Genomic DNA, 19,424 nt, shown 5'->3' on the forward strand with positions numbered 1-19,424 from the left:
GCGTAGCGCTCACAAGCTTTTGGGTCTGCTTCGCAGCCCAGCGGGAGCAAGCTCCCTCGCCACAGAACGCGTTCAGCCAAGAGTCAGCGCAAGATCACCGGCGCGGTATCACGCGGCAAGTTGTTGCGCTGCGGCGCTTCGCGCGGCTGCTCGTACCCGCCGCCACCGAGCTGCTGGCTCAGCTGCCCGGCAACGTCCTCACCCAAAGCCTTGGACACTTCACGCACCACCCGCGGGCGATTCAGCGAGATCTTGATGTCGCGGCCGTTCACCAGTTTGGTGTCCTGCGCTTCGCCCATCGCCGTGAAGGCCGAGGTGATTTCGTAGGTCTTGGTGTTGATCAGGCTGAAATCCGCCACCAGCGTCAGGCCCAGCACCGCCGAATAGCTGTCGGTGTGCGCCAGCTCGTTCATGTCCTGGGTGAAGTCGATGTCCGACACGGTGCCGAACAGCACGTAGTCGGCACCCTTGAAGCTGCCGGCCTTGATGCGCTTGATCACGTCGTACACGTCACCCTTGGACGACGCGGTGTACGGCGTGCCCTGCACCAGCTGGAACATCCCGGTGCGGAGGATCTCGCCCTTGATGTCGCCGGTGAATTTACGCAGCTCACCTTGTTCGATGTAGCTGGTGGTCGCTTCCAGCTCGTTGTAGTTCGAGGAACCACTGGAGCTGTAGTAACCCTCGCGGTAATTGTTCTGCGCCGAAACGATGTGAATGTACTGCTCCACACGCTCCTGATACGCCAGATCCGTTACCGCCACTTTCGGGGCCGCTTGCACGCTGAACGCGCAAGCCAGGGCCATCATGCCAATCCATGCGCGCATCAATTAACGCTCCGTGGTTTTGCGGATCTCTTTTTCGTCCATCCACTCGGCCAGACCGCTTTCGACGTCGATCAGTTGCAGGCTGAATTTGTAGAAGACGTCCTTGTAGTCGCTGCTGCGCTTGACGATCGAGCTGATCGAACCTTCCAGACGGTACTTGGCGGCGATCATGTTGCCAGTCTTGGCCACGGTGCTCTTTTTGTACAGGCCGCTCTGGTTTTGCAACTTGAGCTGATCGACCTGGCTCTGCATCGCGGTGTTGTCGCTGGCGAAGCGGGCGGTGCCGGACTTCATCAGCTGAGTCTTGATGCTGGTGGTGATTTCGCGGGTATCGATGTACTCGCTGGTCTTGTTCTTCACGTCGTAAACCTGCACCACCGGGCGGCCCTGCAGAATGCCGGACTGGGCCAGCGAGCGGGTCATCGATTCGGCGATCATTTGCAGGTCGGTCGAACCGAATTCGTTGGTCACGGTTTCAACCGCTTTGGCATCGCCGTAGCTGATGTTCTTGCTGCCCAGGGTCGGCGAGGTGTTGGCGCAACCGGAAGCCAGCAGGGCGAGGACAGCGATCAGGGAAAAGCGTGCAAACATGGGAATGCTCTCTAAAACAGGAATAGGGTGGCGGACTTAAGGCGTCTTGAGTTCGAGACGGAAATCCACGGCTTTCGGGGTCGGGGCGATGCCCTGGATGAAGCTGGTCTGAGCGCCGTACATCATCTGGCTCTTCCAGACTTCTTCCTCGGCGATCGGGAAACCTTCCGCACCGAGCCAAGCGAAGCGGTAGTAGAACGTCTTGTTGCTGTTGAGGGTGTTGGTCAACTGCACATTGACGGTCATGAAGCCGTTCTCTCGGGCGACGCGCATGGCGCCGACCGCAATGTGCTTCTGCGGGCCCATGGCCACGACCTTGCTCGCGGCGCTGCCCGGCTCCGGTGGTGGCGGGGTGGCGCAGCCGCTGGCCAGGATGGCGAGAGCGGCGACGGCGAAGAGTTTGAAGCGCATGCAAAGACTCCGTTCTTAAGGTTGTTTGAGGCTGGCGACATTGGTCGCGCCGGCGCTCGGGATGACATGGGCGGCGACGCCGCCGGCAAATACCTGATTGCCCACGGCACGCAGGCTGATCACTTGATAACGCTGATCGACGGTGACCTTGACCAGCGAACCGCCGACGGCGCTCGGCAGACTGACTTGATGCTCGCCTTTCTTCAAGCGCAGACGCACCACTTGGGTGTTGTCCGGCAGGGTGCGCCACGTACGGGTATCGGCACCTTCCAGCACAGCTGAAGAAATACCCACGGCCAGACCGGCCAGCGGGTTGGTTTCGTTGATCTTCTTCTGCGCCACACCTTTGGTGATTGCGCGCACGGTGGTGCGGACGATGATCCCCGGCATGTCATCGCGCAGGGCGCGACGCGACATGGCGGTAGTGCTGTTGAGAGCGGTCAGGTTGACTTGCTGGCCATCGACGCCAATCTGCGCGAACGGTGCAGTGGAGGTGTCAGGCTTGATGATCGGGAACGACAGTGGAGTGATCACCACGTTGTTGGAGATCGGCAATGGCAGTGGCACGCGGATCGAATCACGCGAGGGTGCCACACCGCTTTGCACCACGATCAGAATATCGCTGTCGTCGGACTTGCTCGGCTTGTCGAGGTTGACCAGTGCCTGTTCCAGCAGCGGGGTGTTCGGGCGCAGTTCAGCCGCCTTGCGATAGCCCGGCGCAGCCAGGTCTTTCTCGCCCAGGGCTTCGTAGACGAAACCGGCCAGGTAATGGCTGAACGCACTCTGGTAGCTGTTTTTCAGGCTGACCACTTCCGGCGCGTCGAGGCTGGCAACCGGGTAGCCTTGCAGATCCTTGTACTGAGTCTTGATGCCTTCTTTCTCGGCCTCTTCCTCACTCTTGAGGTATTCCTTGTCGCGCAGCTCGGCGATCACCGCTTCACGTTCGTGAGTTTTCTTGATCGCGGTGCGGGCGCCATCGAAGTCATTGACTGCCAGCAGATTGAGGGCCATCTGCGTGGTCAGCATGACTTTTTCGTAGTCGTAGCCTTCGTAGCGACGCACCTTGTCGTTGACCAGGAAACTGCCGAACTGAGCCAGGTATTTACCGGTGTCGAGCTTGACCGAATCTTCCCACTGGCCAACCACCTGATCGGCGCTGGTCCAGGCGTTCTGGCTGCCGGACAGGTCGCCCTTGGCGCGCAGCAACTCACCTTTCTCGAAGTAATAGAGCAGGTCTTTGTCCGGACCGGTGTTGTTCTTTTCCAGCAGGCTCAGCGCGGCGTCGACGTTGCCGGTGGCCAGTTGCTGGTTGGTCTGGGCCAGTTCCGAATCGTAGTTGCGAAACGCTGAACAGCCGGACAGCAGAGTAACCGCGCTGAGCGCGATCAAGGTGGGAGTGCGCAATGCCATGGGGGTACTTCTTCCCTGAGCTAGTAACTGCATCAGCCGCCGGTGCTGGTCGGGCTGGTGTGACCCATCGACAGTGGCGCTGGCCTCCTGCCAATTCCTCATAACCAGAGGAGCTTTTATGCCGCGTTGCTATAGCGCGGGCGCGGCATTATAAGCGGGCGATGCTGGCCATGTAATAGCTTTTTAATTGCACTTGTTAGTTTGGTGCCATTACTCCTCTGCTTTATCTGACACCTTTCGTTCATGGCGTTTCGGGCAGGACCAATGCGGATCCGACGTAATAGTTCTGGCCCATGAATACCCGCAGGTTGAACACTTGATGGCTGTGGTCGACGCGTACCGTGAACCCGTCTTCTGCACGAAAATACGGAAAGCGCACGCGGTGCAGGCCTTTTTTCAGGCGCAGACGGGCGACCAGGGTTTTGTCCGGCAGCGTGCGCCAGGTTCTAGTGTCAGCCTCTTCAAAAGGATCAGGATCGGTCACCACCAACGACGCCTTGGACGGATCGCGCTCGTTCTTTTGCGCCTGGCTGATGGCGGCCATGTTGGCGCGGAACATGGCGCGAGAGATGATCGCCGGCATGTCATCGCGCAAGGTGCGAATGGCCATGTCCGACACGCTGTTAATCATGGTCAATGGGTGCTTTTTACCGTCGACGAGGACCTGGGTCACGCCAGGTGTGAGGGTGTCGGGCACCATCACCGGGAACGAGATCGGTGCAACAATCGTCAGGTTTTCGTTCAGCCGCACCGGGATCGGCACTTGCACCGAGCTGCGTGCCGGGGCGAAACCGGCCTGGACCACGATCAGAATCTCGCTTTCATCGGCTGCCGGTCCGGGCTTGTCCAGGTTGCGCAAAGCGTTTTCGAGCAGCGGCACGCCCGGGCGCAATTCGATCGCCTGTCGATACCCCGGCGCTGCGAGCGCGCGTTCGCCCAGCGCTTCATAAGTGAAGCCGGCCAGATAATGGCTGAATGCACTCTGGTAGCCGTTCTTCAGCTCAAGCACTTGCGGGGCATCGAGGATGGCCACCGGATAGCCTTCCAGATCCTTGTAGTGCAAGGTGATGCCCTGTTGCGTAGCTTGCTCTTGCGCCTCTTCGTATTGCCGCTCCCGCTGGCGGGCGATCAGGGTTTCGCGCTCGTGGGTTTTCTTGATGTCGGCGCGGGCCCCGTCGAAATCGTTTTCCGCCAGTTGGTTGAGGGCCATTTCGGTGGTCAGCATGACTTTTTCGTAGTCGTAGCCTTCGTAACGCTGCAGCTTGTCATTGACCAGCATGGTGCCCATTTCATTACCGAAACGGGTCAGCAACTTCATGCCTGCGGAAGGCACGGCTTCTTCGCGCTGAAAAATCATCCGGTCAGCACTGCGCCACGCTTCCTGGCTTTTTGGCAGGTTGGTGCCGGCGCTGAGGATCGCGCCGCGTTCCATGAAATACAGCAGATCCTTGTCTTCCCAAGGATTGTGCAGCTCCATCAGATAAAGCGCTTCGTTGAGATTGCCCTGCGCCATCTGATCGATGGTCTGCTGCATTTCCTGATCGTAATTGCGGTAAGCGGCGCACCCACTCAGTTGCATGATGAGGCTAAGCAGCAGGTAGAGCGGCAGGCAATGGCGCATGGAGACGGGTTCTTCCTTGAACGGCAAAAGCACGGAGGTGACGCATTATAGGGGCGCTTTGCTGCTGCCGGGTGGACAAGGATTGCGCTAGGCTTGCGCGCTCAGCGCTCAACAGATCCGGGGCTTTAATGAATCAACTGCAAGCCATGCGCGCGTTTCGTTGCATCGTCGAGTGTCGCGGGTTCAGCGCCGCTGCCGAGCGCCTCGACACCACTCACTCGACCATCTCCCGGCAGTTGCAGCAACTGGAAAGCGAGCTGGGCACGCGGCTGATCAATCGCAACACCCGAGGTTTCAGCCTGACCACGGCAGGGCAGCAGTATTACGCGGCGTGCGTGGACATTCTCGATCGCCTCGATCAAGCCGCACTGGCGGTGGGGCAGGCACATGAAAGCCCCAGCGGTGTGCTGCGCATCAGTGCACCGATGGTCATCGGTACGCTGGAACTGGCGAGCTGGTTGCCGGCGTTTCAGCAGCGCTATCCCGAGATTGAAGTGGACCTGTCCTGCGATGACCGTTTCGTCGATCTGATCGCCGAGGGTTTCGATGTGGCTCTGCGCATCTGCGGACCCTTGGCCGATTCATCCATGGTGGCGCGGTTGCTGACTGTCTCGGACATGTTGCTGGTGGCTTCGCCTGTGTATGTGGCGCGCAATGGTCTGGTGCGCCAGGTGCGCGAACTCGCCGAGCAGCAGTTGCTGGCGTTTGCCGGTGGCAGTGACTGGGTGCTGACCGATACGCGTGGACTCACCACCACCAGCGTGCGCGTGCAGGGCCGGTTCAAGGCCGATTCGATCAGTTCGCTGCACGCCGCCGCGTTGGCCGGGGTTGGCATCGCCGCGTTCACCCGGGCCACGGTGCAGGACGATCTGTTCAGCGGCCGGCTGGTACAAATCCTGCCCAACTACAGCCTTGGGCGGCGCCACTATTACGCGCTCTATCCGCATGCCCGGCACGTCGCGCTGAAGGTGCAGGTGTTCGTCGAATTCATGCTTGAGCACTACCGCAACAGCGCCGCAGCGCTGCGTTAAAACGCCACGAGACGTCGACAAAGCTTGAGTGAAAGGCGTTCGAAGTGAACAATATGTAACTTCGCATTTCCATTTGAGACTCATTCATGACTGCCGCGTCCCGATTCCTGGCCTGGCTGGTGTTCCCGCTGTTTGCCCTGAGCAGTTTCAACCTGCTGGCCGACACCGTGGAAGGCGCCCCGCAGGCGCTGCACCTGCTCGATTACATCAGCGCCGACTATCCGCCGACGGTCGAGGCGGGCAAGGTCGTCGACGACGGCGAATACCGCGAGCAACTGGAATTCACCCAGGTGCTGCAAGGGCTGATCGGCGGTCTGCCGGCCAAACCGGAGAAGGCTGAGCTGGAGCAGGGTGTCGAGGCTCTGCACGCCGCCATCACCGCGAAACAGGACGGCGCCGAGGTCGCGCGTCAGGCCCGACAACTGGGGGCGAAACTGGCGGTAGCATATGAAGTCAGCCAAGCGCCGATCATCACTCCCGATCCGACCCGGGGCGCGCCGCTGTACGCGCAGAACTGCTCGGTATGTCACGGTGAAACCGGCGCCGGTGACGGCCCGGCGGGCCTCGGCATGACGCCGCCGCCAGCCAATCTGCGCGATGCCGCACGCATCGATCATCTGAGCCTGTACGCGATCTACAGCACCCTCGGCCAAGGCGTCGAAGGCACCGACATGCCGGCCTTCGCCGATCAACTGGACGACCGTCAGCGTTGGGATCTGGCGACCTACATTGCCGGTTTCAGTGCCGACCCGGCTGCGGTCAAGTCTGACAAGATCTTCAACATCGCTGATCTGGCACGCCAGACCCCGGCCGAGGTGCAGGCCGCCGAAGGCCCGCAGGTCGCCGCAAGCTTCCGTGCCCAGCGTGCGCAACCGCCGCAGGTCAAGCGTGGCCCGGCGCAGCTGCTCGATTACACCGCGGCCACGCTGGACAAGAGCCTGGCGGCGTATCGCGCCGGTGATCACGATCAGGCTTACGACCTGTCGGTGGCGGCGTATCTGGAAGGCTTCGAACTGGTCGAAAGCTCGCTGGATAACGTCGACGCCAACGTGCGCAAGGACACCGAAAAATCGCTGATGGCCTACCGTCAGTCGTTGCAGGACGGCTTGCCGGTGGCGCAAGCCGAACAGCGCCTGGACGCGGCCAAGGGCAAGTTGAAAGAGTCTGCTGAACTGCTCGGCAGCGATGGTCTGAGCTGGTCGCTGAGCTTTATCTCCGGTCTGCTGATTCTGCTGCGCGAAGGCCTCGAAGCGATTCTGGTGCTGGCGGCGATCCTCGCGTTTCTGCGCAACACCGGCCAGCAGTCGGCGGTGCGCAGCGTCAACATCGGTTGGGGCCTGGCGCTGCTCGCGGGTCTTGGCACCTGGGCGCTGGCGGCGTACGTGATCGACGTCAGCGGCTCGCAGCGTGAACTGCTCGAAGGCGCCACGGCGCTGTTCGCCAGCGTCATGGTGCTGTGGCTCGGCGTGTGGATGCACGACCGGCGCCACGCGGTGGCCTGGCAGGATTACATCAAGCAGAGTCTGGTGGGCGGCGGCGGGCGTTTCGGCTTCGCGATCCTTGCGTTTTTCTCGGTGTACCGCGAGCTGTTCGAAGTGATCCTGTTCTATGAAACCCTGTGGCTGCAGGCTGGCCCCGCCGGGCATGACGCAGTGCTGGCCGGCGGTGCGACGGCGCTGGTGCTGCTGGTCGGTCTGGCGTGGGTGATCCTGCGCGGTTCGGCGAAACTGCCGCTGACGCTGTTCTTCAGCATCAACGCCGGTCTGCTCTGTGCGTTGTCGGTGGTGTTCGCAGGGCATGGCGTGAAAGCGTTGCAGGAAGCCGGGATCTTCGGCACGCGGCCGGTGGCGTTCTTTGACTTCGACTGGCTGGGGATCCATGCCGATGCCTATTCGCTGACGGCGCAGGCGGTGGCGATTCTGGCGATTGTTGTGCTGTACGGGCGCAGCCGGATGGCCGAGAAGAAGCGGGTCACTGCTTAACTGCATTCGCTGCGCTCACATTCGCGGGCAAGCCACGCTCCCACAGGTTTAGCGTTAACCTTGTGGGAGCGTGGCTTGCCCGCGATGCTTTTAGAAGAGGAAAAAATGATGCGTGTATGGATCGATGCCGACGCCTGCCCCCGGGCCGCCAAGGAACTGGTGGTGAAGTTTGCCCTCAAGCGCCGGTTCGAAGTGGTGCTGGTGGCCGGGCAGCCGCAGACCAAGCCGGGGCTGGCCATCGTCAAACTGATTGTGGTGCCCAGCGGCCCGGATGCGGCGGACAATTATCTGGTCGAGCACGCGGTGCCCGGTGAGCTGGTGATCTGCAGCGATATTCCGCTGGCCGATCGTCTGGTGAAGAAGGGGGTGGCAGCGCTGGATCCTCGCGGCAAGGAGTTCGATGCGCAAAACATGGGCGAGCGTCTGGCGGTGCGCAACCTGTTCACCGACCTGCGTGAACAGGGCCAGATCAGCGGCGGCCCGGCGCCATTCGGCGAGCGGGAGAAGCAGGCGTTTGCCAATGCGCTGGACCGGATCCTGACGCGCCTGACCCGCAAACCCTGAAATAATCACCATTCCCCTGTGGGAGCGGGCTTGCTCGCGAAGGCGTCGAATCAGACAACATTGATTTGAATGACACACCGCTTTCGCGAGCAAGCCCGCTCCCACATCTCGCTCCGCATGCGGTCAGAGATCAAACATCGTTCTCGTGAGTCAGTTCGAGAACGCGATCCACCAGTTTGTTGATCCCCGAAGCCGCTTCACTGATGTTCTGCGCCAGCATGTAAGCCGGAGTCGTTACCAGTTTGCGTGCCTTGTCTTCGATGATGTCGGTCACCGCGCAGTCTTCGTGGGTGGCGCCCATCTTGTTCATCGCGGTGGCGGTGTCGGCATCGTTGCCGATGGTGCAGGTCACGCCCGGGCCGTAGATCTTCGCTGCCAGCGCCGGCGAGATGCACATCAGACCCACCGGTTTGCCCGCTTCGGCAAATGCTTCCGCCAAGGCCAGCACTTCAGGCTGCACCGTGCAGCCGGCGCCTTCAACGGCGAAGTTCGAGAGGTTTTTCGCGGCGCCAAAACCGCCAGGTACGATCAGCGCGTCGAAGTCATCGACGTCGGCCTCGCGGATGTCCTTGATGTTGCCGCGGGCAATGCGCGCCGACTCCACCAGCACGTTGCGCGTTTCGGGCATTTCTTCACCGGTCAGGTGATTGATCACATGCAATTGCGCGATGTTCGGCGCGAAGCATTGCACCTGTGCGCCGCGTTGATCCAGGCGCAGCAGGGTGATGACGCTTTCATGGATTTCGGCGCCGTCGTACACGCCGCTGCCGGACAGGATCACTGCAACTTTTTTGCTCATGGGTTTCTCTCCAGATTCATGGCGCTAAATGTCCACTAATTTGTCGTGCGTTGCCATAGGCCCAAGTGGCGGCTGCACCTGCATGGAGCGCTTTCTAAATGGATCGCAACAACGGCGGGGTGTTCATTATTTGCGGTTGCCTGCTTCGTGACGAGCAGGAGATTTTTGGCGTGAGAACGCCGCTGGCGAACGGGAGTCCGCTGGCGCAGAGGGGATAAATGACTAAAAGAGCCGGCCAGCCCGGGCTTTGCGCAGGGCTGTGCGCCAGGCGCCAGCGCGTTATTCGGCTGGCGTCTTCGGTTCGGCAGGTTTGGCCACTTCGGCTTGATTCAGCAGTGCCGCTTTTGCGGCTTGCTCATCGGCGTAAACCTGTTTTGCCAGTCGCGCATTCTTGAAGCGGCGGCGCAGCCACAGACCAACGCCAAGAATCAGCAGCGCACCGAGCACCCACAGCTCGTACTTCTTGATGCTGCCGAGCATGCCTTCGAGCACCGCGCCGAAGTGGTAGGCGGCGGCCGCCAGCGCGGTTGCCCAGATTGCCGCGCCGATGCCGTTCAGCAGCAGGTAACGTCCCGGCGGGTAACCCGACAGGCCGATCGCCACCGGCATCACCGTGCGCAGGCCATAAACGAAGCGGAAACTCAGGACCCAGATGTCCGGATGTTTGCGGATATGTTCCAGCGCGCGGTCGCCCATCATCTGCCAGCGCGGTTTGCGCGCGAGCAATTTGCGCCCGTGCTTGCGCCCCAGGAAGTACCACAGCTGATCGCCGGCATAGCTGCCGAAGAACGCCACGACCACTACCAAGTTGATGTCCATGTATCCACGGAACGCGAGGAAGCCTGCGAGCACCAGGATGGTTTCGCCTTCGAAGAACGTGCCGAGGAACAAGGCAAAGTAGCCAAAGTCATGCAGAAATTGTTGGAGCATTGTCTGGGTGCTGGCGAAATGAACGCGCAGCCTAACCCTTCGGACACATTCATGAAAGTGTCCAAATGTGTCTCGACGTGAACAATTCCTACGCTAACAATGGAATGCGGCTACATGTCACGGGGTACGCACAACTGTAATCTGTTGGTCATAATGGCCGTCTATAACTGTCACGCTCGCCCGTTTGCGCGGGCTCAGGAGTCCGCCGTGAGCTTTACCCCTGCCAATCGTCTGTTTCCCGCCACTCGCCTGCGTCGCAATCGTCGTGATGATTTTTCGCGTCGGCTGGTGCGGGAAAACGTGCTGACGGTCGATGACCTGATTCTGCCGGTGTTCGTGCTTGAGGGTGAAAACCGTCGCGAAGCCGTGGCCTCGATGCCCGGTGTCGAGCGCCTGACCATCGACCTGCTGCTTGAAGAAGCGGCGCAATGGGTCGAACTGGGGATCCCGGCGCTGGCGCTGTTCCCGGTCACGCCTGTCGAACTGAAATCCCTTGATGCTGCCGAAGCCTGGAACCCCGAGGGCATTGCCCAACGTGCTACTCGCGCGTTGCGTGAGCGGTTCCCGGAATTGGGCGTGATCACTGACGTCGCCCTCGATCCGTTCACCACCCACGGTCAGGACGGCATTCTCGATGAAGAAGGCTACGTGCAGAACGACATCACCGTCGACGCACTGGTCAAGCAGGCACTGTCCCACGCCGAAGCCGGCGCTCAGGTCGTGGCGCCGTCGGACATGATGGACGGTCGGATTCAGGCGATCCGCGAGGCGCTGGAGCTGGCCGGTCACGTCAACGTGCGGATCATGGCCTACTCGGCCAAGTACGCCAGCGCCTATTACGGGCCGTTCCGCGATGCCGTGGGGTCGGCGGCGAATCTGGGCAAGGCCAACAAGGCCTCCTATCAGATGGACCCGGCCAACAGCGACGAAGCGCTGCACGAAGTCGGCGCGGACTTGTCTGAAGGCGCGGACATGGTCATGGTCAAACCCGGCATGCCGTACCTGGACATTCTTTTCCGGGTAAAAGATGCCTTCAAAGTGCCGACCTTCGTCTATCAGGTTAGCGGCGAATACGCCATGCACATGGCGGCGATCCAGAATGGCTGGTTGAGCGAGGCGGTAATTCTTGAATCACTGACCGCCTTTAAACGTGCCGGCGCTGATGGCATCCTGACTTACTTTGCTGTCCGCGCCGCTCAATTGTTACGAGAGCAGAAATAGCCCTCCCAGGAACATTCGATGAATACCGAAGGACTCACTGAAGTTGCAGTAAAAGAAGCTCAACCGGTGGTGGAGCAAATCACCGAAACCCCGCCGGAACTCGAGCCTGCGCCACCCGCACCGGTTACCGAAGCCGTCGCGGCGGCGCCAGTGATTGCGATCCCGGGCCTGGATGACAGCAGCCTGTATATCCATCGCGAGCTCTCGCAACTGCAGTTCAACATCCGCGTGCTGGAACAGGCGCTGGACGAGTCCTATCCGTTGCTGGAGCGGCTGAAGTTCCTGCTGATCTTCTCCAGCAACCTCGACGAATTCTTTGAAATCCGCGTCGCCGGCCTGAAAAAGCAGATCACCTTCGCTCGCGAACAGGCCGGTGCCGATGGTCTGCAACCGCACCAGGCACTGGCGCGGATCAGCGAGCTGGTGCACGGTCACGTTGACCGCCAGTACGCGATCCTCAACGACATCCTGCTGCCGGAGCTGGAAAAGCATCAGGTGCGCTTTATCCGTCGCCGTCACTGGACGACCAAGATCAAGACCTGGGTGCGCCGCTACTTCCGCGACGAGATCGCGCCGATCATCACCCCGATCGGCCTCGACCCGACGCACCCGTTCCCGTTGCTGGTGAACAAGAGCCTGAACTTCATCGTCGAACTGGAAGGCATCGACGCCTTCGGTCGCGATTCCGGTCTGGCGATCATCCCGGCACCGCGCCTGCTGCCACGGATCATCAAGGTTCCGGAAGAAGTCGGCGGCCCGGGCGACAACTATGTGTTCCTGTCGTCGATGATCCACGCCCACGCCGATGACCTGTTCCAGGGCATGAAGGTCAAGGGCTGCTACCAGTTCCGCCTGACCCGAAACGCCGACCTGGCGCTCGACTCCGAAGATGTCGAAGACCTGGCGCGCGCCCTGCGTGGCGAGCTGTTCTCGCGGCGCTACGGTGATGCGGTGCGCCTGGAAGTCGCCGACACCTGCCCGAAACACCTCTCGGACTATCTGCTCAAGCAGTTCAACCTGAGCGAGACCGAGCTGTATCAGGTCAACGGCCCGGTCAACCTGACGCGCCTGTTCAGCATCACCGGTCTGGACAGCCACCCGGAGCTGCAATACACGCCGTTCACCCCGCAGATCCCGAAACTGCTGCAGAACAGCGAGAACATTTTCAGCGTGGTGAGCAAGCAGGACATCCTGTTGCTGCACCCGTTCGAGTCGTTCACTCCGGTGGTCGACCTGCTGCGCCAAGCGGCGAAAGACCCGCATGTATTGGCTGTGCGCCAGACCCTGTACCGCTCCGGTGCCAACTCCGAGATCGTCGATGCGCTGGTGGACGCCGCGCGTAACGGCAAGGAAGTGACCGCAGTCATCGAACTGCGCGCACGCTTCGACGAAGAGTCCAACCTGCAACTGGCCAGCCGTCTGCAAGCGGCCGGTGCGGTGGTGATTTACGGCGTGGTCGGCTTCAAGACCCACGCCAAGATGATGCTGATCCTGCGTCGCGAGGCCGGTGAGATCGTGCGTTACGCGCACCTCGGCACCGGTAACTACCACGCCGGCAATGCGCGTCTGTACACCGATTACAGCCTGCTGACCTCCGACGACGCCTTGTGCGAAGACGTCGGCAAACTGTTCAGCCAGTTGATCGGCATGGGTAAAACCCTGCGCATGAAGAAGCTGCTGCATGCGCCGTTCACCCTGAAGAAGGGCATGCTCGACATGATTGCCCGGGAAACCCAGTTCGCCGTCGAAGGCAAACCGGCGCACATCATCGCCAAGTTCAACTCGCTGACCGATCCGAAGATCATTCGTGCGCTGTACAAGGCCAGCCAGTCCGGCGTGCGCATTGATCTGGTGGTGCGTGGCATGTGCTGCCTGCGTCCGGGCATCGCCGGGGTTTCGCACAACATCCATGTGCGCTCGATCATCGGTCGCTTCCTTGAACACACCCGAGTGTTCTACTTCCTCAACGGCGGCGAGGAGCAGATGTTCCTCTCCAGCGCCGACTGGATGGAGCGCAACCTCGACAAGCGCGTCGAGACTTGCTTCCCGGTAGAAGGCAAGAAGCTGCTGACCCGCGTGAAGAAAGAGCTGGAGCTGTACCTGACCGACAACACCCACAGCTGGAGCCTGCAGTCGGATGGCCGTTACATCCGCAACACGCCAACCGGCAACCAGAACCCGCGCAGCGCGCAGGCGACCTTGCTGGAACGCCTGGGCAGCCCGATTCTGCCGGTGAGCAGCTGACCTTCAGCCCAATAAAAAGGCGATCCTTGCGGATCGCCTTTTTTGTGCCTGTCGTTCACCCACCTGTGGCGAGGGAGCTTGCTCCCGCTGGACTGCGCAGCAGGCCTATGCTTTCAAAGGAAGGGCCGCTTCGCGCCCCAGCGGGAGCAAGCTCCCTCGCCACAAGGTTATCAGTGGACTGTTAGCACGATGCCCACCCGCGTCAGCCAGTCGGCTTCGAGGCCAAAGTCGGCCTGAGTCAGCTGATTCTCATCCAGCCAGTTCTCCGGGAATTCCACGTCGAGGGTGTTGCCTTTGGCATGCAGCGTCACTTGTGGCATCGCCTGGGTGCCGCGGATGTGGTGGAACAGGATCGCGAAGCGCAGCAGCACGCACAGACGGATCAGCTTGTCGCCGTCGTCACCGAACTCGGCGAACTTGTCCTTGGGGATGTTGCGGCGGTGGCCGCGCACCAGCAGAGCGAGCATTTGCTGGTCTTCGCGAGAGAAACCGGCGAGGTCAGAGTGTTCGATCAGGTAGGCGCCGTGCTTGTGGTAGTGGTAGTGCGCGATGTCGAGGCCGACTTCGTGGACTTTCGCCGCCCAGCCCAGCAGTTCACGCCAGATGCCGTCATCCAGCTCCCAGTCCGCGGCGACCTGATCGAAGGCGTGCAGTGCCTTGCGTTCAACTCGCGCGGCTTGTTCCAGATCGACGTGATAGCGCTCCATCAGCGAAGTCAGGGTGCGTTCGCGCACGTCTTCGTGATGATGGCGGCCGAGCAGGTCGTAGAGCACGCCTTCACGCAGTGCGCCTTCGCAATGATCCATGCGTTGCAGTTCGAGGGCGTCGAAGATCGCTTCAAGAATCGCCAGGCCCGCCGGGAAGATCGCCCGACGGTCAGGTTTGATGCCTTCGAAGTCGATCTTGTCGACGTCACCCAGTTTGAACAGACGACGCTTGAGCCAGGCCAGGCCTTCGGCATTCACTTCGCCGGTGCCATGCCCGCCGGCCTTCAGCGCCAGGCCGATGGCGCGGATGGTGCCCGAGGAGCCGATGGCTTCATCCCAGGTCAGGCGGTGCAGGGCGTGCTCGATGCTCATGATCTCCAGCCGCGCCGCGGTGTACGCCTGGGCGTAACGGGCCGGGGCGATCTTGCCGTCCTTGAAATAACGCTGAGTGAAGCTGACGCAGCCCATTTGCAGGCTTTCGCGCAGCAGCGGTTCAAAACGCTGCCCGATGATGAATTCAGTACTGCCGCCGCCGATGTCGGCCACCAGACGCTTGCCCGGGGTGTCGGCGAGGGTGTGCGAAACGCCCAGATAAATCAGCCGCGCTTCTTCACGGCCGGAGATGACTTCCACCGGGTGACCGAGGATTTCTTCGGCGCGGTGGATGAATTCCAGGCGATTGCGCGCTTCGCGCAGGGCGTTGGTGCCGACGATCCGCACGGCGCCCAGTGGCATGCCGTTGATCAGTTGGGCAAAGCGCTTGAGGCAGTCGAGGCCGCGCTGCATCGATTCTTCGTTGAGATGGCGCTCATCGTCGATACCGGCGGCGAGCTGCACTTTCTCTCCGAGGCGCTCCAGGATGCGGATTTCACCGTTCTGGGCCTTGGCCACGACCATGTGGAAGCTGTTGGAGCCCAGGTCGATTGCGGCGATCAGGGACAGATTCTTGGCTTTGGATTGCGGCATGGTCAGGGGGTCTCGGTCGATAACCCCGCCATCGTGCCACGATCAAACGCTGACGCCAACGCGCATGGTTCAAACCGTTGATCCTGCGCATAAAAGCTTGAGACCGCGGCGCGGCCATTCGCGAGCAAGCCCGCTCCCACAGGTTTTGCAGCGAACTCACCATAGTGGTCCAACAGAGATCCCTGTGGGAGCGAGCCTGCTCGCGAAGGCGTCCGCCCCATCACTGCGGGCTATTTCAGGCTGTCGCTTCCACCGTGCCAATGAAATTCGCCAGCTCCGCCGTCTGCGGATTGGCAAACAACACCTTCGGATCCCCCACCTCATGCACCTTGCCATGGTGCATGAACACCAGTTTGTCCCCGACCTCGCGGGCAAAGCGCATTTCGTGGGTGACCATGATCAGCGTCATGCCTTCCTTGGCCAGTTGCCTGACCACGGCGAGCACTTCATTGACCAGCTCCGGGTCCAGCGCCGAGGTGATCTCGTCGCACAGCAACACTTTCGGCGACATCGCCAGTGCCCGGGCAATCGCCACGCGCTGTTGCTGTCCGCCGGACAACCGATCCGGGAAGGCGTCGAACTTCTCCCCCAGCCCGACGCGTTCGAGCATCTTGCGCGCCAGTTCGGCCGCCTTGGCCTTCGGTACTTTCTGCACCACTTGCGGCGCGAGCATCACGTTCTCGCCGACGGTCAGGTGCGGGAACAGGTTGAACTGCTGGAACACCATGCCGACTTTCTGCCGCAGGCTGCGCAGGTCGGCGCGGGCGGCGTCGAGGTATTCGCCGTCGACTTCGATCACTCCGTCGTTGATTGACTCCAGGCCGTTGAGGGTGCGCAGCAGGGTCGATTTGCCCGAGCCGCTGCGGCCGATGATCGCCACCACCTGGCCTTCCTCGACGCTCAGGTCGATGCCTTTGAGTACGTGGTGATCGCCGTAGTATTTATGCAGGGCGGAAATTCTAAGCAGAGGCATGCAGTCTCCTTTCCAGGTAGCGCGCACTGAGCGACAAGGGGTAGCAGAGCAGGAAGTAGCCGAGGGCAACGAGGCCGTAGACCATGAACGGTTCGAAGGTGGCGTTGGCGAGCATGCCGCCGGTCTTGGTCAGCTCGGTGAAACCGATGATCGAGGTCACCGCAGTGCCCTTGACCACCTGCACCGAGAAGCCCACGGTCGGCGCCACGGCGATGCGTAGCGCCTGCGGCAGGATCACGTAGCGCAACTGCTCCAGCGGATTCAGCGCCAGGCTCGACGAGGCTTCCCACTGGCCATTGGGGATCGCTTCGACGCAACCGCGCCAGATCTCCGCCAGATAGGCGCTGGTGAACAATGTCAGGGCAATGGCTGCCGCCATCCACGGCGAGATCTCGATTCCGGCCAGCGCCACGCCGAAGAACACCAGAAACAGCTGCATCAGCAGCGGTGTGCCCTGGAACAGCTCGATCCAGGTGCGGGCGATATTGCTCGGCAACGGGTTTTTCGAGATGCGCATGATCAGAATCAGCAGCCCGACGATCCCGCCGCCAATGAACGCCACCAGCGACAATGCCAGCGTCCATTGCAGGCCGGTGAGCAGGTTGCGCAGGATGTCCCAGAAGGTGAAGTCGCTCATTGGCTGCTCCTCGCGATATAGCGGCGGCCGATCCAGTTCAGCAATTGGCGGATTAGCAGAGCCATGCACAGGTAGATCAGCGTGGTCAGCGCATAGGTTTCAAAGGCGCGGAAGTTGCGCGACTGAATGAAGTTGGCAGCGAAGCTCAGCTCCTCGGTGGCGATCTGCGAACACACCGCCGAGCCGAGCATGACGATGATGATCTGGCTGCTCAGGGCCGGCCAGACCTTGCCCAGCGCCGGCAGCAGGACCACATGGCGGAACGCTTCGAAACGGCTCATCGCCAGTGCGGCAGCGGCTTCCAGTTGTCCGCGCGGAATCGCCTGGATGCCGGCGCGGATGATCTCGGTCGAATAAGCACCGAGGTTGATCACCATCGCCAGCACCGCCGCCTGCCACTCGGAAATCTGCACCCCGAGGGATGGCAGGCCGAAGAAGATGAAGAACAGTTGCACCAGAAATGGCGTGTTGCGGATCAACTCGACGTAGACGCCGAAGAGTGCCGAGAAAGGGCGGATGTTCCACGCCCGCACCAGCGCGCCGACGATGCCCACGCCGACCCCGAACAGCGCGCCAATCGCCGTCAGCTCCAGGGTGAACAGGGCGCCGCGCAGCAGCAGGTCGGTGTTTTGCACCACCGGCATGAAATCGAACTGATAAGCCATCGATTGTCTCCCGCGCGACCGATCAGAGGTCGGCCGGCAGGGGCTCTTTGAGCCAGGTCTGCGAGTTTTTCTCCAGCGCGCCGTCAGCCTTGGCGGTGGCGAGGATCTCGTTGACCTTGCCCAGCAGCGCGGGCTCGTTCTTGTTCACGCCGACGTAGACCGGCGAATCCTTGAGCTTCACTTTCAGCGCCGGCACGCGTTTCGGGTTCTTCTCGCTGATCGCCACCATCACCACGTTGCCGCTGGCGATCAGATCGACCTGGCCGGCGAGGTAGGCGGCGATGGTCGAGTTATTGTCCTCGAAGCGCTTGATGGTCACGCCTTCGGGGGCGACCTTGGTCAGCTCGATGTCTTCGATGGCGCCACGGGTGACGCTGATGGTTTTGCCCTTGAGGTCGTCGAGCGTAGTGACGGCGGCATCAGGCGGGCCGAACACCGCGAGGTAGAAAGGCGCGTAGGCGTGGGAGAAGTCGATGACTTTCTCGCGCTCCGGGTTCTTGCCGAGGCTGGAGATCACCAGGTCGACCTTGCCGGTGGTGAGGAACGGGATGCGGTTGGTGCTGTTGACCGGGGTCAGTTCGAGTTTGACCTTAAGTTGATCAGCCAGCAGCTTCGCCGTGTCGATATCCAGGCCACGGGGTTTCATGTCCGGGCCGACCGAGCCGAATGGCGGGAAGTCCTGAGGCACGGCAACTTTCAGTGTGCCGCGTTTGACCACGTCTTCCAGGCCATCGGCGTGGGCGGGGATCTGGCTCAGCATCAGGCTGGAAAACAGAGCGGCGAGGAGGGCTCGGTAACGCAGGGTCATGGCAAATCTCCGGATCGACGGGAAGTGATTTCTGCGATCGGACAGAGCACGGGCCGTGCCAATACCCGGATTTATCCCCGGCAGGCCGCGGGTTTGCCGGGTTTATTCGGTCTTACTGGTCTGAACAGTCAGGTTGTTTTTCGCACCCCGATGGCGCATCGGCAGCGGGCGCCGAACCCCGCTGGGGCACGACTTGCCGGATCCGGCGAATAGCTTTACAACTAGCCGCACCTTGGCCTGGCTCGTCTGAAAAACCATGAACTCGATCTCCCGCGCCGTACCCGAAGTGGCGCTGCAAGCCATACGCAAACTGATCACCGAGCAGGGTTTCGGTGCGGGCGATGCGTTGCCGTCGCAACGGGATCTGGCGGTGCAACTGGGGGTCAGTCGGGCGTCGTTGCGCGAGGCGCTGTCGTCGCTCAGTGCGCTGGGCGTGGTCAGCATCCAGCCGGGCAAAGGCGTGTTCGTGCAGGCACCGGTGGACATTGCGCAGGGTGACAATGCGCCGGGCTGGCCGTTCGCAGCGCAGGCCTCGCCACTGGACATCTTTCAGTTGCGCTATGCGCTGGAGGGTTTTGCCGCCGGGCTGGCGGCGGTGACCTTAAGCACGTTTGACCTGGATGCGCTGGAGGACAACGTTGCGGCGATGCGCGAGCAATTGAAGGCCGGCGACTTCGAGGCCGCGGCGAAACTCGACTTCGAATTCCACCGGCGCATCCTGCTGGCCAGCGGCAATCAGGCGATGCTGAGCATCCTCACCGCCAGCGCCGAGATCTTTCTGGAGAGCCAGAAGCTACCGTTCATCCGCGCCGAACGGGCGATGGAAACCTGGCAGGAGCACCGCAAGATCCTTCGTGCCCTCGCGCGCCGGGCGTCCGCTGCGGCCCAGAAGGCCATGCAGGAGCACGTGCGCAATGCGGCCCTGCGCACCGGAATTTCCTTCATTGCCCCCGCCACGGCGTGACTTGGGCTATACCCAAACTCATCGAGTGCCATAGCAAGACTCAATCAACTGCGGCTTCCTGAACAAGGGAAGG

Annotated in this window: 18 protein-coding genes; 6 read left to right on the forward strand and 12 right to left on the reverse strand. The window is 61.4% G+C overall.

Going from position 1 to position 19,424, the window contains the following annotated elements:
- Nucleotides 1–83 precede the first annotated feature (83 nt).
- From VLA07_RS10635 to VLA07_RS10655, 5 genes are all read right to left on the reverse strand, one after another.
- Entirely contained in the window at nucleotides 84–827 is a 744-nt protein-coding gene (locus tag VLA07_RS10635; RefSeq protein WP_247267229.1) for a penicillin-binding protein activator LpoB, read from the reverse strand.
- 3 nt (nucleotides 828–830) lie between these two features.
- The gene (lpoB, locus tag VLA07_RS10640) at nucleotides 831–1,418 is read right to left on the reverse strand and encodes a penicillin-binding protein activator LpoB (protein WP_247267230.1); all 588 of its coding nucleotides are present in this window, start codon (nucleotides 1,416–1,418) and stop codon (nucleotides 831–833) included.
- A gap of 36 nt (nucleotides 1,419–1,454) precedes the next feature.
- Nucleotides 1,455–1,829 carry a YcfL family protein gene (locus tag VLA07_RS10645; protein WP_247267231.1) on the reverse strand — a complete coding sequence of 125 codons (375 nt, stop codon included), beginning with the start codon at nucleotides 1,827–1,829 and terminating at the stop codon, nucleotides 1,455–1,457.
- A 15-nt stretch (nucleotides 1,830–1,844) separates the two neighbouring features.
- The gene (locus VLA07_RS10650) at nucleotides 1,845–3,239 is read right to left on the reverse strand and encodes a COG3014 family protein (protein ID WP_333989210.1); all 1,395 of its coding nucleotides are present in this window, start codon (nucleotides 3,237–3,239) and stop codon (nucleotides 1,845–1,847) included.
- A 241-nt stretch (nucleotides 3,240–3,480) separates the two neighbouring features.
- Entirely contained in the window at nucleotides 3,481–4,860 is a 1,380-nt protein-coding gene (locus VLA07_RS10655) for a COG3014 family protein (RefSeq protein ID WP_330205934.1), read from the reverse strand.
- A 128-nt stretch (nucleotides 4,861–4,988) separates the two neighbouring features.
- Between VLA07_RS10655 and VLA07_RS10660 the strand changes: the two genes are divergently transcribed.
- The 3 genes from VLA07_RS10660 (at nucleotide 4,989) to VLA07_RS10670 (ending at nucleotide 8,437) form a co-directional block, all read left to right on the forward strand.
- A complete protein-coding gene (locus VLA07_RS10660; protein WP_330205813.1) occupies nucleotides 4,989–5,891 on the forward strand; it encodes a LysR family transcriptional regulator in 903 nt (300 codons plus the stop codon).
- Between the two features lie 86 nt (nucleotides 5,892–5,977).
- Nucleotides 5,978–7,873, forward strand: a complete 1,896-nt coding sequence (locus tag VLA07_RS10665; RefSeq protein WP_333989211.1) for an FTR1 family protein — start codon at nucleotides 5,978–5,980, stop codon at nucleotides 7,871–7,873.
- Between the two features lie 108 nt (nucleotides 7,874–7,981).
- Nucleotides 7,982–8,437, forward strand: coding sequence for a YaiI/YqxD family protein (locus VLA07_RS10670; protein WP_333989291.1), 456 nt, complete (start codon nucleotides 7,982–7,984; stop codon nucleotides 8,435–8,437).
- 130 nt (nucleotides 8,438–8,567) lie between these two features.
- On the opposite strand, the gene elbB is transcribed toward VLA07_RS10670, so the two are convergent.
- Together elbB and VLA07_RS10680 are read right to left on the reverse strand one after the other, a co-directional pair.
- A complete protein-coding gene (gene elbB / locus VLA07_RS10675) occupies nucleotides 8,568–9,236 on the reverse strand; it encodes an isoprenoid biosynthesis glyoxalase ElbB (RefSeq protein WP_333989212.1) in 669 nt (222 codons plus the stop codon).
- Nucleotides 9,237–9,515: 279 nt separating this feature from the next.
- Complete coding sequence (locus VLA07_RS10680; RefSeq protein ID WP_027610469.1) at nucleotides 9,516–10,166, reverse strand: DedA family protein; 651 nt, start codon at nucleotides 10,164–10,166, stop codon at nucleotides 9,516–9,518.
- Nucleotides 10,167–10,373: 207 nt separating this feature from the next.
- On the opposite strand from VLA07_RS10680, the gene hemB reads away from it, so the two are divergent.
- Nucleotides 10,374–11,387, forward strand: coding sequence for a porphobilinogen synthase (gene hemB, locus VLA07_RS10685; protein WP_007968446.1), 1,014 nt, complete (start codon nucleotides 10,374–10,376; stop codon nucleotides 11,385–11,387).
- An 18-nt stretch (nucleotides 11,388–11,405) separates the two neighbouring features.
- On the forward strand, nucleotides 11,406–13,631 hold the full coding sequence (gene ppk1 / locus VLA07_RS10690) for a polyphosphate kinase 1 (protein WP_041072035.1): 2,226 nt from the start codon (nucleotides 11,406–11,408) through the stop codon (nucleotides 13,629–13,631).
- A gap of 170 nt (nucleotides 13,632–13,801) precedes the next feature.
- Here the strand turns inward: ppk1 and ppx are convergent, their stop codons facing one another.
- The 5 genes from ppx to VLA07_RS10715 form a co-directional block, all read right to left on the reverse strand.
- Nucleotides 13,802–15,304, reverse strand: coding sequence for an exopolyphosphatase (ppx, locus tag VLA07_RS10695; protein ID WP_333989213.1), 1,503 nt, complete (start codon nucleotides 15,302–15,304; stop codon nucleotides 13,802–13,804).
- A 235-nt stretch (nucleotides 15,305–15,539) separates the two neighbouring features.
- The gene (locus VLA07_RS10700) at nucleotides 15,540–16,277 is read right to left on the reverse strand and encodes an amino acid ABC transporter ATP-binding protein (protein WP_095137640.1); all 738 of its coding nucleotides are present in this window, start codon (nucleotides 16,275–16,277) and stop codon (nucleotides 15,540–15,542) included.
- On the reverse strand, nucleotides 16,264–16,914 hold the full coding sequence (locus VLA07_RS10705) for an amino acid ABC transporter permease (protein ID WP_095137639.1): 651 nt from the start codon (nucleotides 16,912–16,914) through the stop codon (nucleotides 16,264–16,266). Before VLA07_RS10705 ends, VLA07_RS10700 begins: the two co-directional genes overlap by 14 nt.
- On the reverse strand, nucleotides 16,911–17,579 hold the full coding sequence (locus tag VLA07_RS10710; RefSeq protein WP_027610474.1) for an amino acid ABC transporter permease: 669 nt from the start codon (nucleotides 17,577–17,579) through the stop codon (nucleotides 16,911–16,913). The genes VLA07_RS10705 and VLA07_RS10710 overlap by 4 nt, the downstream gene beginning before the upstream one ends.
- 22 nt (nucleotides 17,580–17,601) lie before the next feature.
- On the reverse strand, nucleotides 17,602–18,387 hold the full coding sequence (locus VLA07_RS10715; protein WP_096796124.1) for a transporter substrate-binding domain-containing protein: 786 nt from the start codon (nucleotides 18,385–18,387) through the stop codon (nucleotides 17,602–17,604).
- Nucleotides 18,388–18,643: 256 nt separating this feature from the next.
- Here VLA07_RS10715 and VLA07_RS10720 point away from each other — a divergent pair, with 256 nt between their 5' ends.
- On the forward strand, nucleotides 18,644–19,351 hold the full coding sequence (locus VLA07_RS10720) for a FadR/GntR family transcriptional regulator (RefSeq protein ID WP_097089549.1): 708 nt from the start codon (nucleotides 18,644–18,646) through the stop codon (nucleotides 19,349–19,351).
- Nucleotides 19,352–19,424: the final 73 nt, after the last annotated feature.

This window comes from Pseudomonas sp. S3(2024), assembly GCF_036861315.1.
GTDB lineage: Bacteria > Pseudomonadota > Gammaproteobacteria > Pseudomonadales > Pseudomonadaceae > Aquipseudomonas > Aquipseudomonas putida_A.

What these genes read in the sequence shown, in the direction of transcription:
- elbB (WP_333989212.1), bottom strand. Translation starts at nt 9,236, where the DNA reads ATGAGCAAAAAAGTTGCAGTGATCCTGTCCGGCAGCGGCGTGTACGAC.
- VLA07_RS10660 (WP_330205813.1), top strand. Translation starts at nt 4,989, where the DNA reads ATGAATCAACTGCAAGCCATGCGCGCGTTTCGTTGCATCGTCGAGTGT.
- VLA07_RS10645 (WP_247267231.1), bottom strand. Translation starts at nt 1,829, where the DNA reads ATGCGCTTCAAACTCTTCGCCGTCGCCGCTCTCGCCATCCTGGCCAGC.
- VLA07_RS10655 (WP_330205934.1), bottom strand. Translation starts at nt 4,860, where the DNA reads ATGCGCCATTGCCTGCCGCTCTACCTGCTGCTTAGCCTCATCATGCAA.
- VLA07_RS10650 (WP_333989210.1), bottom strand. Translation starts at nt 3,239, where the DNA reads ATGGCATTGCGCACTCCCACCTTGATCGCGCTCAGCGCGGTTACTCTG.
- lpoB (WP_247267230.1), bottom strand. Translation starts at nt 1,418, where the DNA reads ATGTTTGCACGCTTTTCCCTGATCGCTGTCCTCGCCCTGCTGGCTTCC.
- VLA07_RS10665 (WP_333989211.1), top strand. Translation starts at nt 5,978, where the DNA reads ATGACTGCCGCGTCCCGATTCCTGGCCTGGCTGGTGTTCCCGCTGTTT.
- VLA07_RS10705 (WP_095137639.1), bottom strand. Translation starts at nt 16,914, where the DNA reads ATGAGCGACTTCACCTTCTGGGACATCCTGCGCAACCTGCTCACCGGC.
- ppx (WP_333989213.1), bottom strand. Translation starts at nt 15,304, where the DNA reads ATGCCGCAATCCAAAGCCAAGAATCTGTCCCTGATCGCCGCAATCGAC.
- ppk1 (WP_041072035.1), top strand. Translation starts at nt 11,406, where the DNA reads ATGAATACCGAAGGACTCACTGAAGTTGCAGTAAAAGAAGCTCAACCG.
- VLA07_RS10635 (WP_247267229.1), bottom strand. Translation starts at nt 827, where the DNA reads ATGCGCGCATGGATTGGCATGATGGCCCTGGCTTGCGCGTTCAGCGTG.
- VLA07_RS10680 (WP_027610469.1), bottom strand. Translation starts at nt 10,166, where the DNA reads ATGCTCCAACAATTTCTGCATGACTTTGGCTACTTTGCCTTGTTCCTC.
- VLA07_RS10670 (WP_333989291.1), top strand. Translation starts at nt 7,982, where the DNA reads ATGCGTGTATGGATCGATGCCGACGCCTGCCCCCGGGCCGCCAAGGAA.
- VLA07_RS10710 (WP_027610474.1), bottom strand. Translation starts at nt 17,579, where the DNA reads ATGGCTTATCAGTTCGATTTCATGCCGGTGGTGCAAAACACCGACCTG.
- VLA07_RS10715 (WP_096796124.1), bottom strand. Translation starts at nt 18,387, where the DNA reads ATGACCCTGCGTTACCGAGCCCTCCTCGCCGCTCTGTTTTCCAGCCTG.
- VLA07_RS10700 (WP_095137640.1), bottom strand. Translation starts at nt 16,277, where the DNA reads ATGCCTCTGCTTAGAATTTCCGCCCTGCATAAATACTACGGCGATCAC.
- VLA07_RS10720 (WP_097089549.1), top strand. Translation starts at nt 18,644, where the DNA reads ATGAACTCGATCTCCCGCGCCGTACCCGAAGTGGCGCTGCAAGCCATA.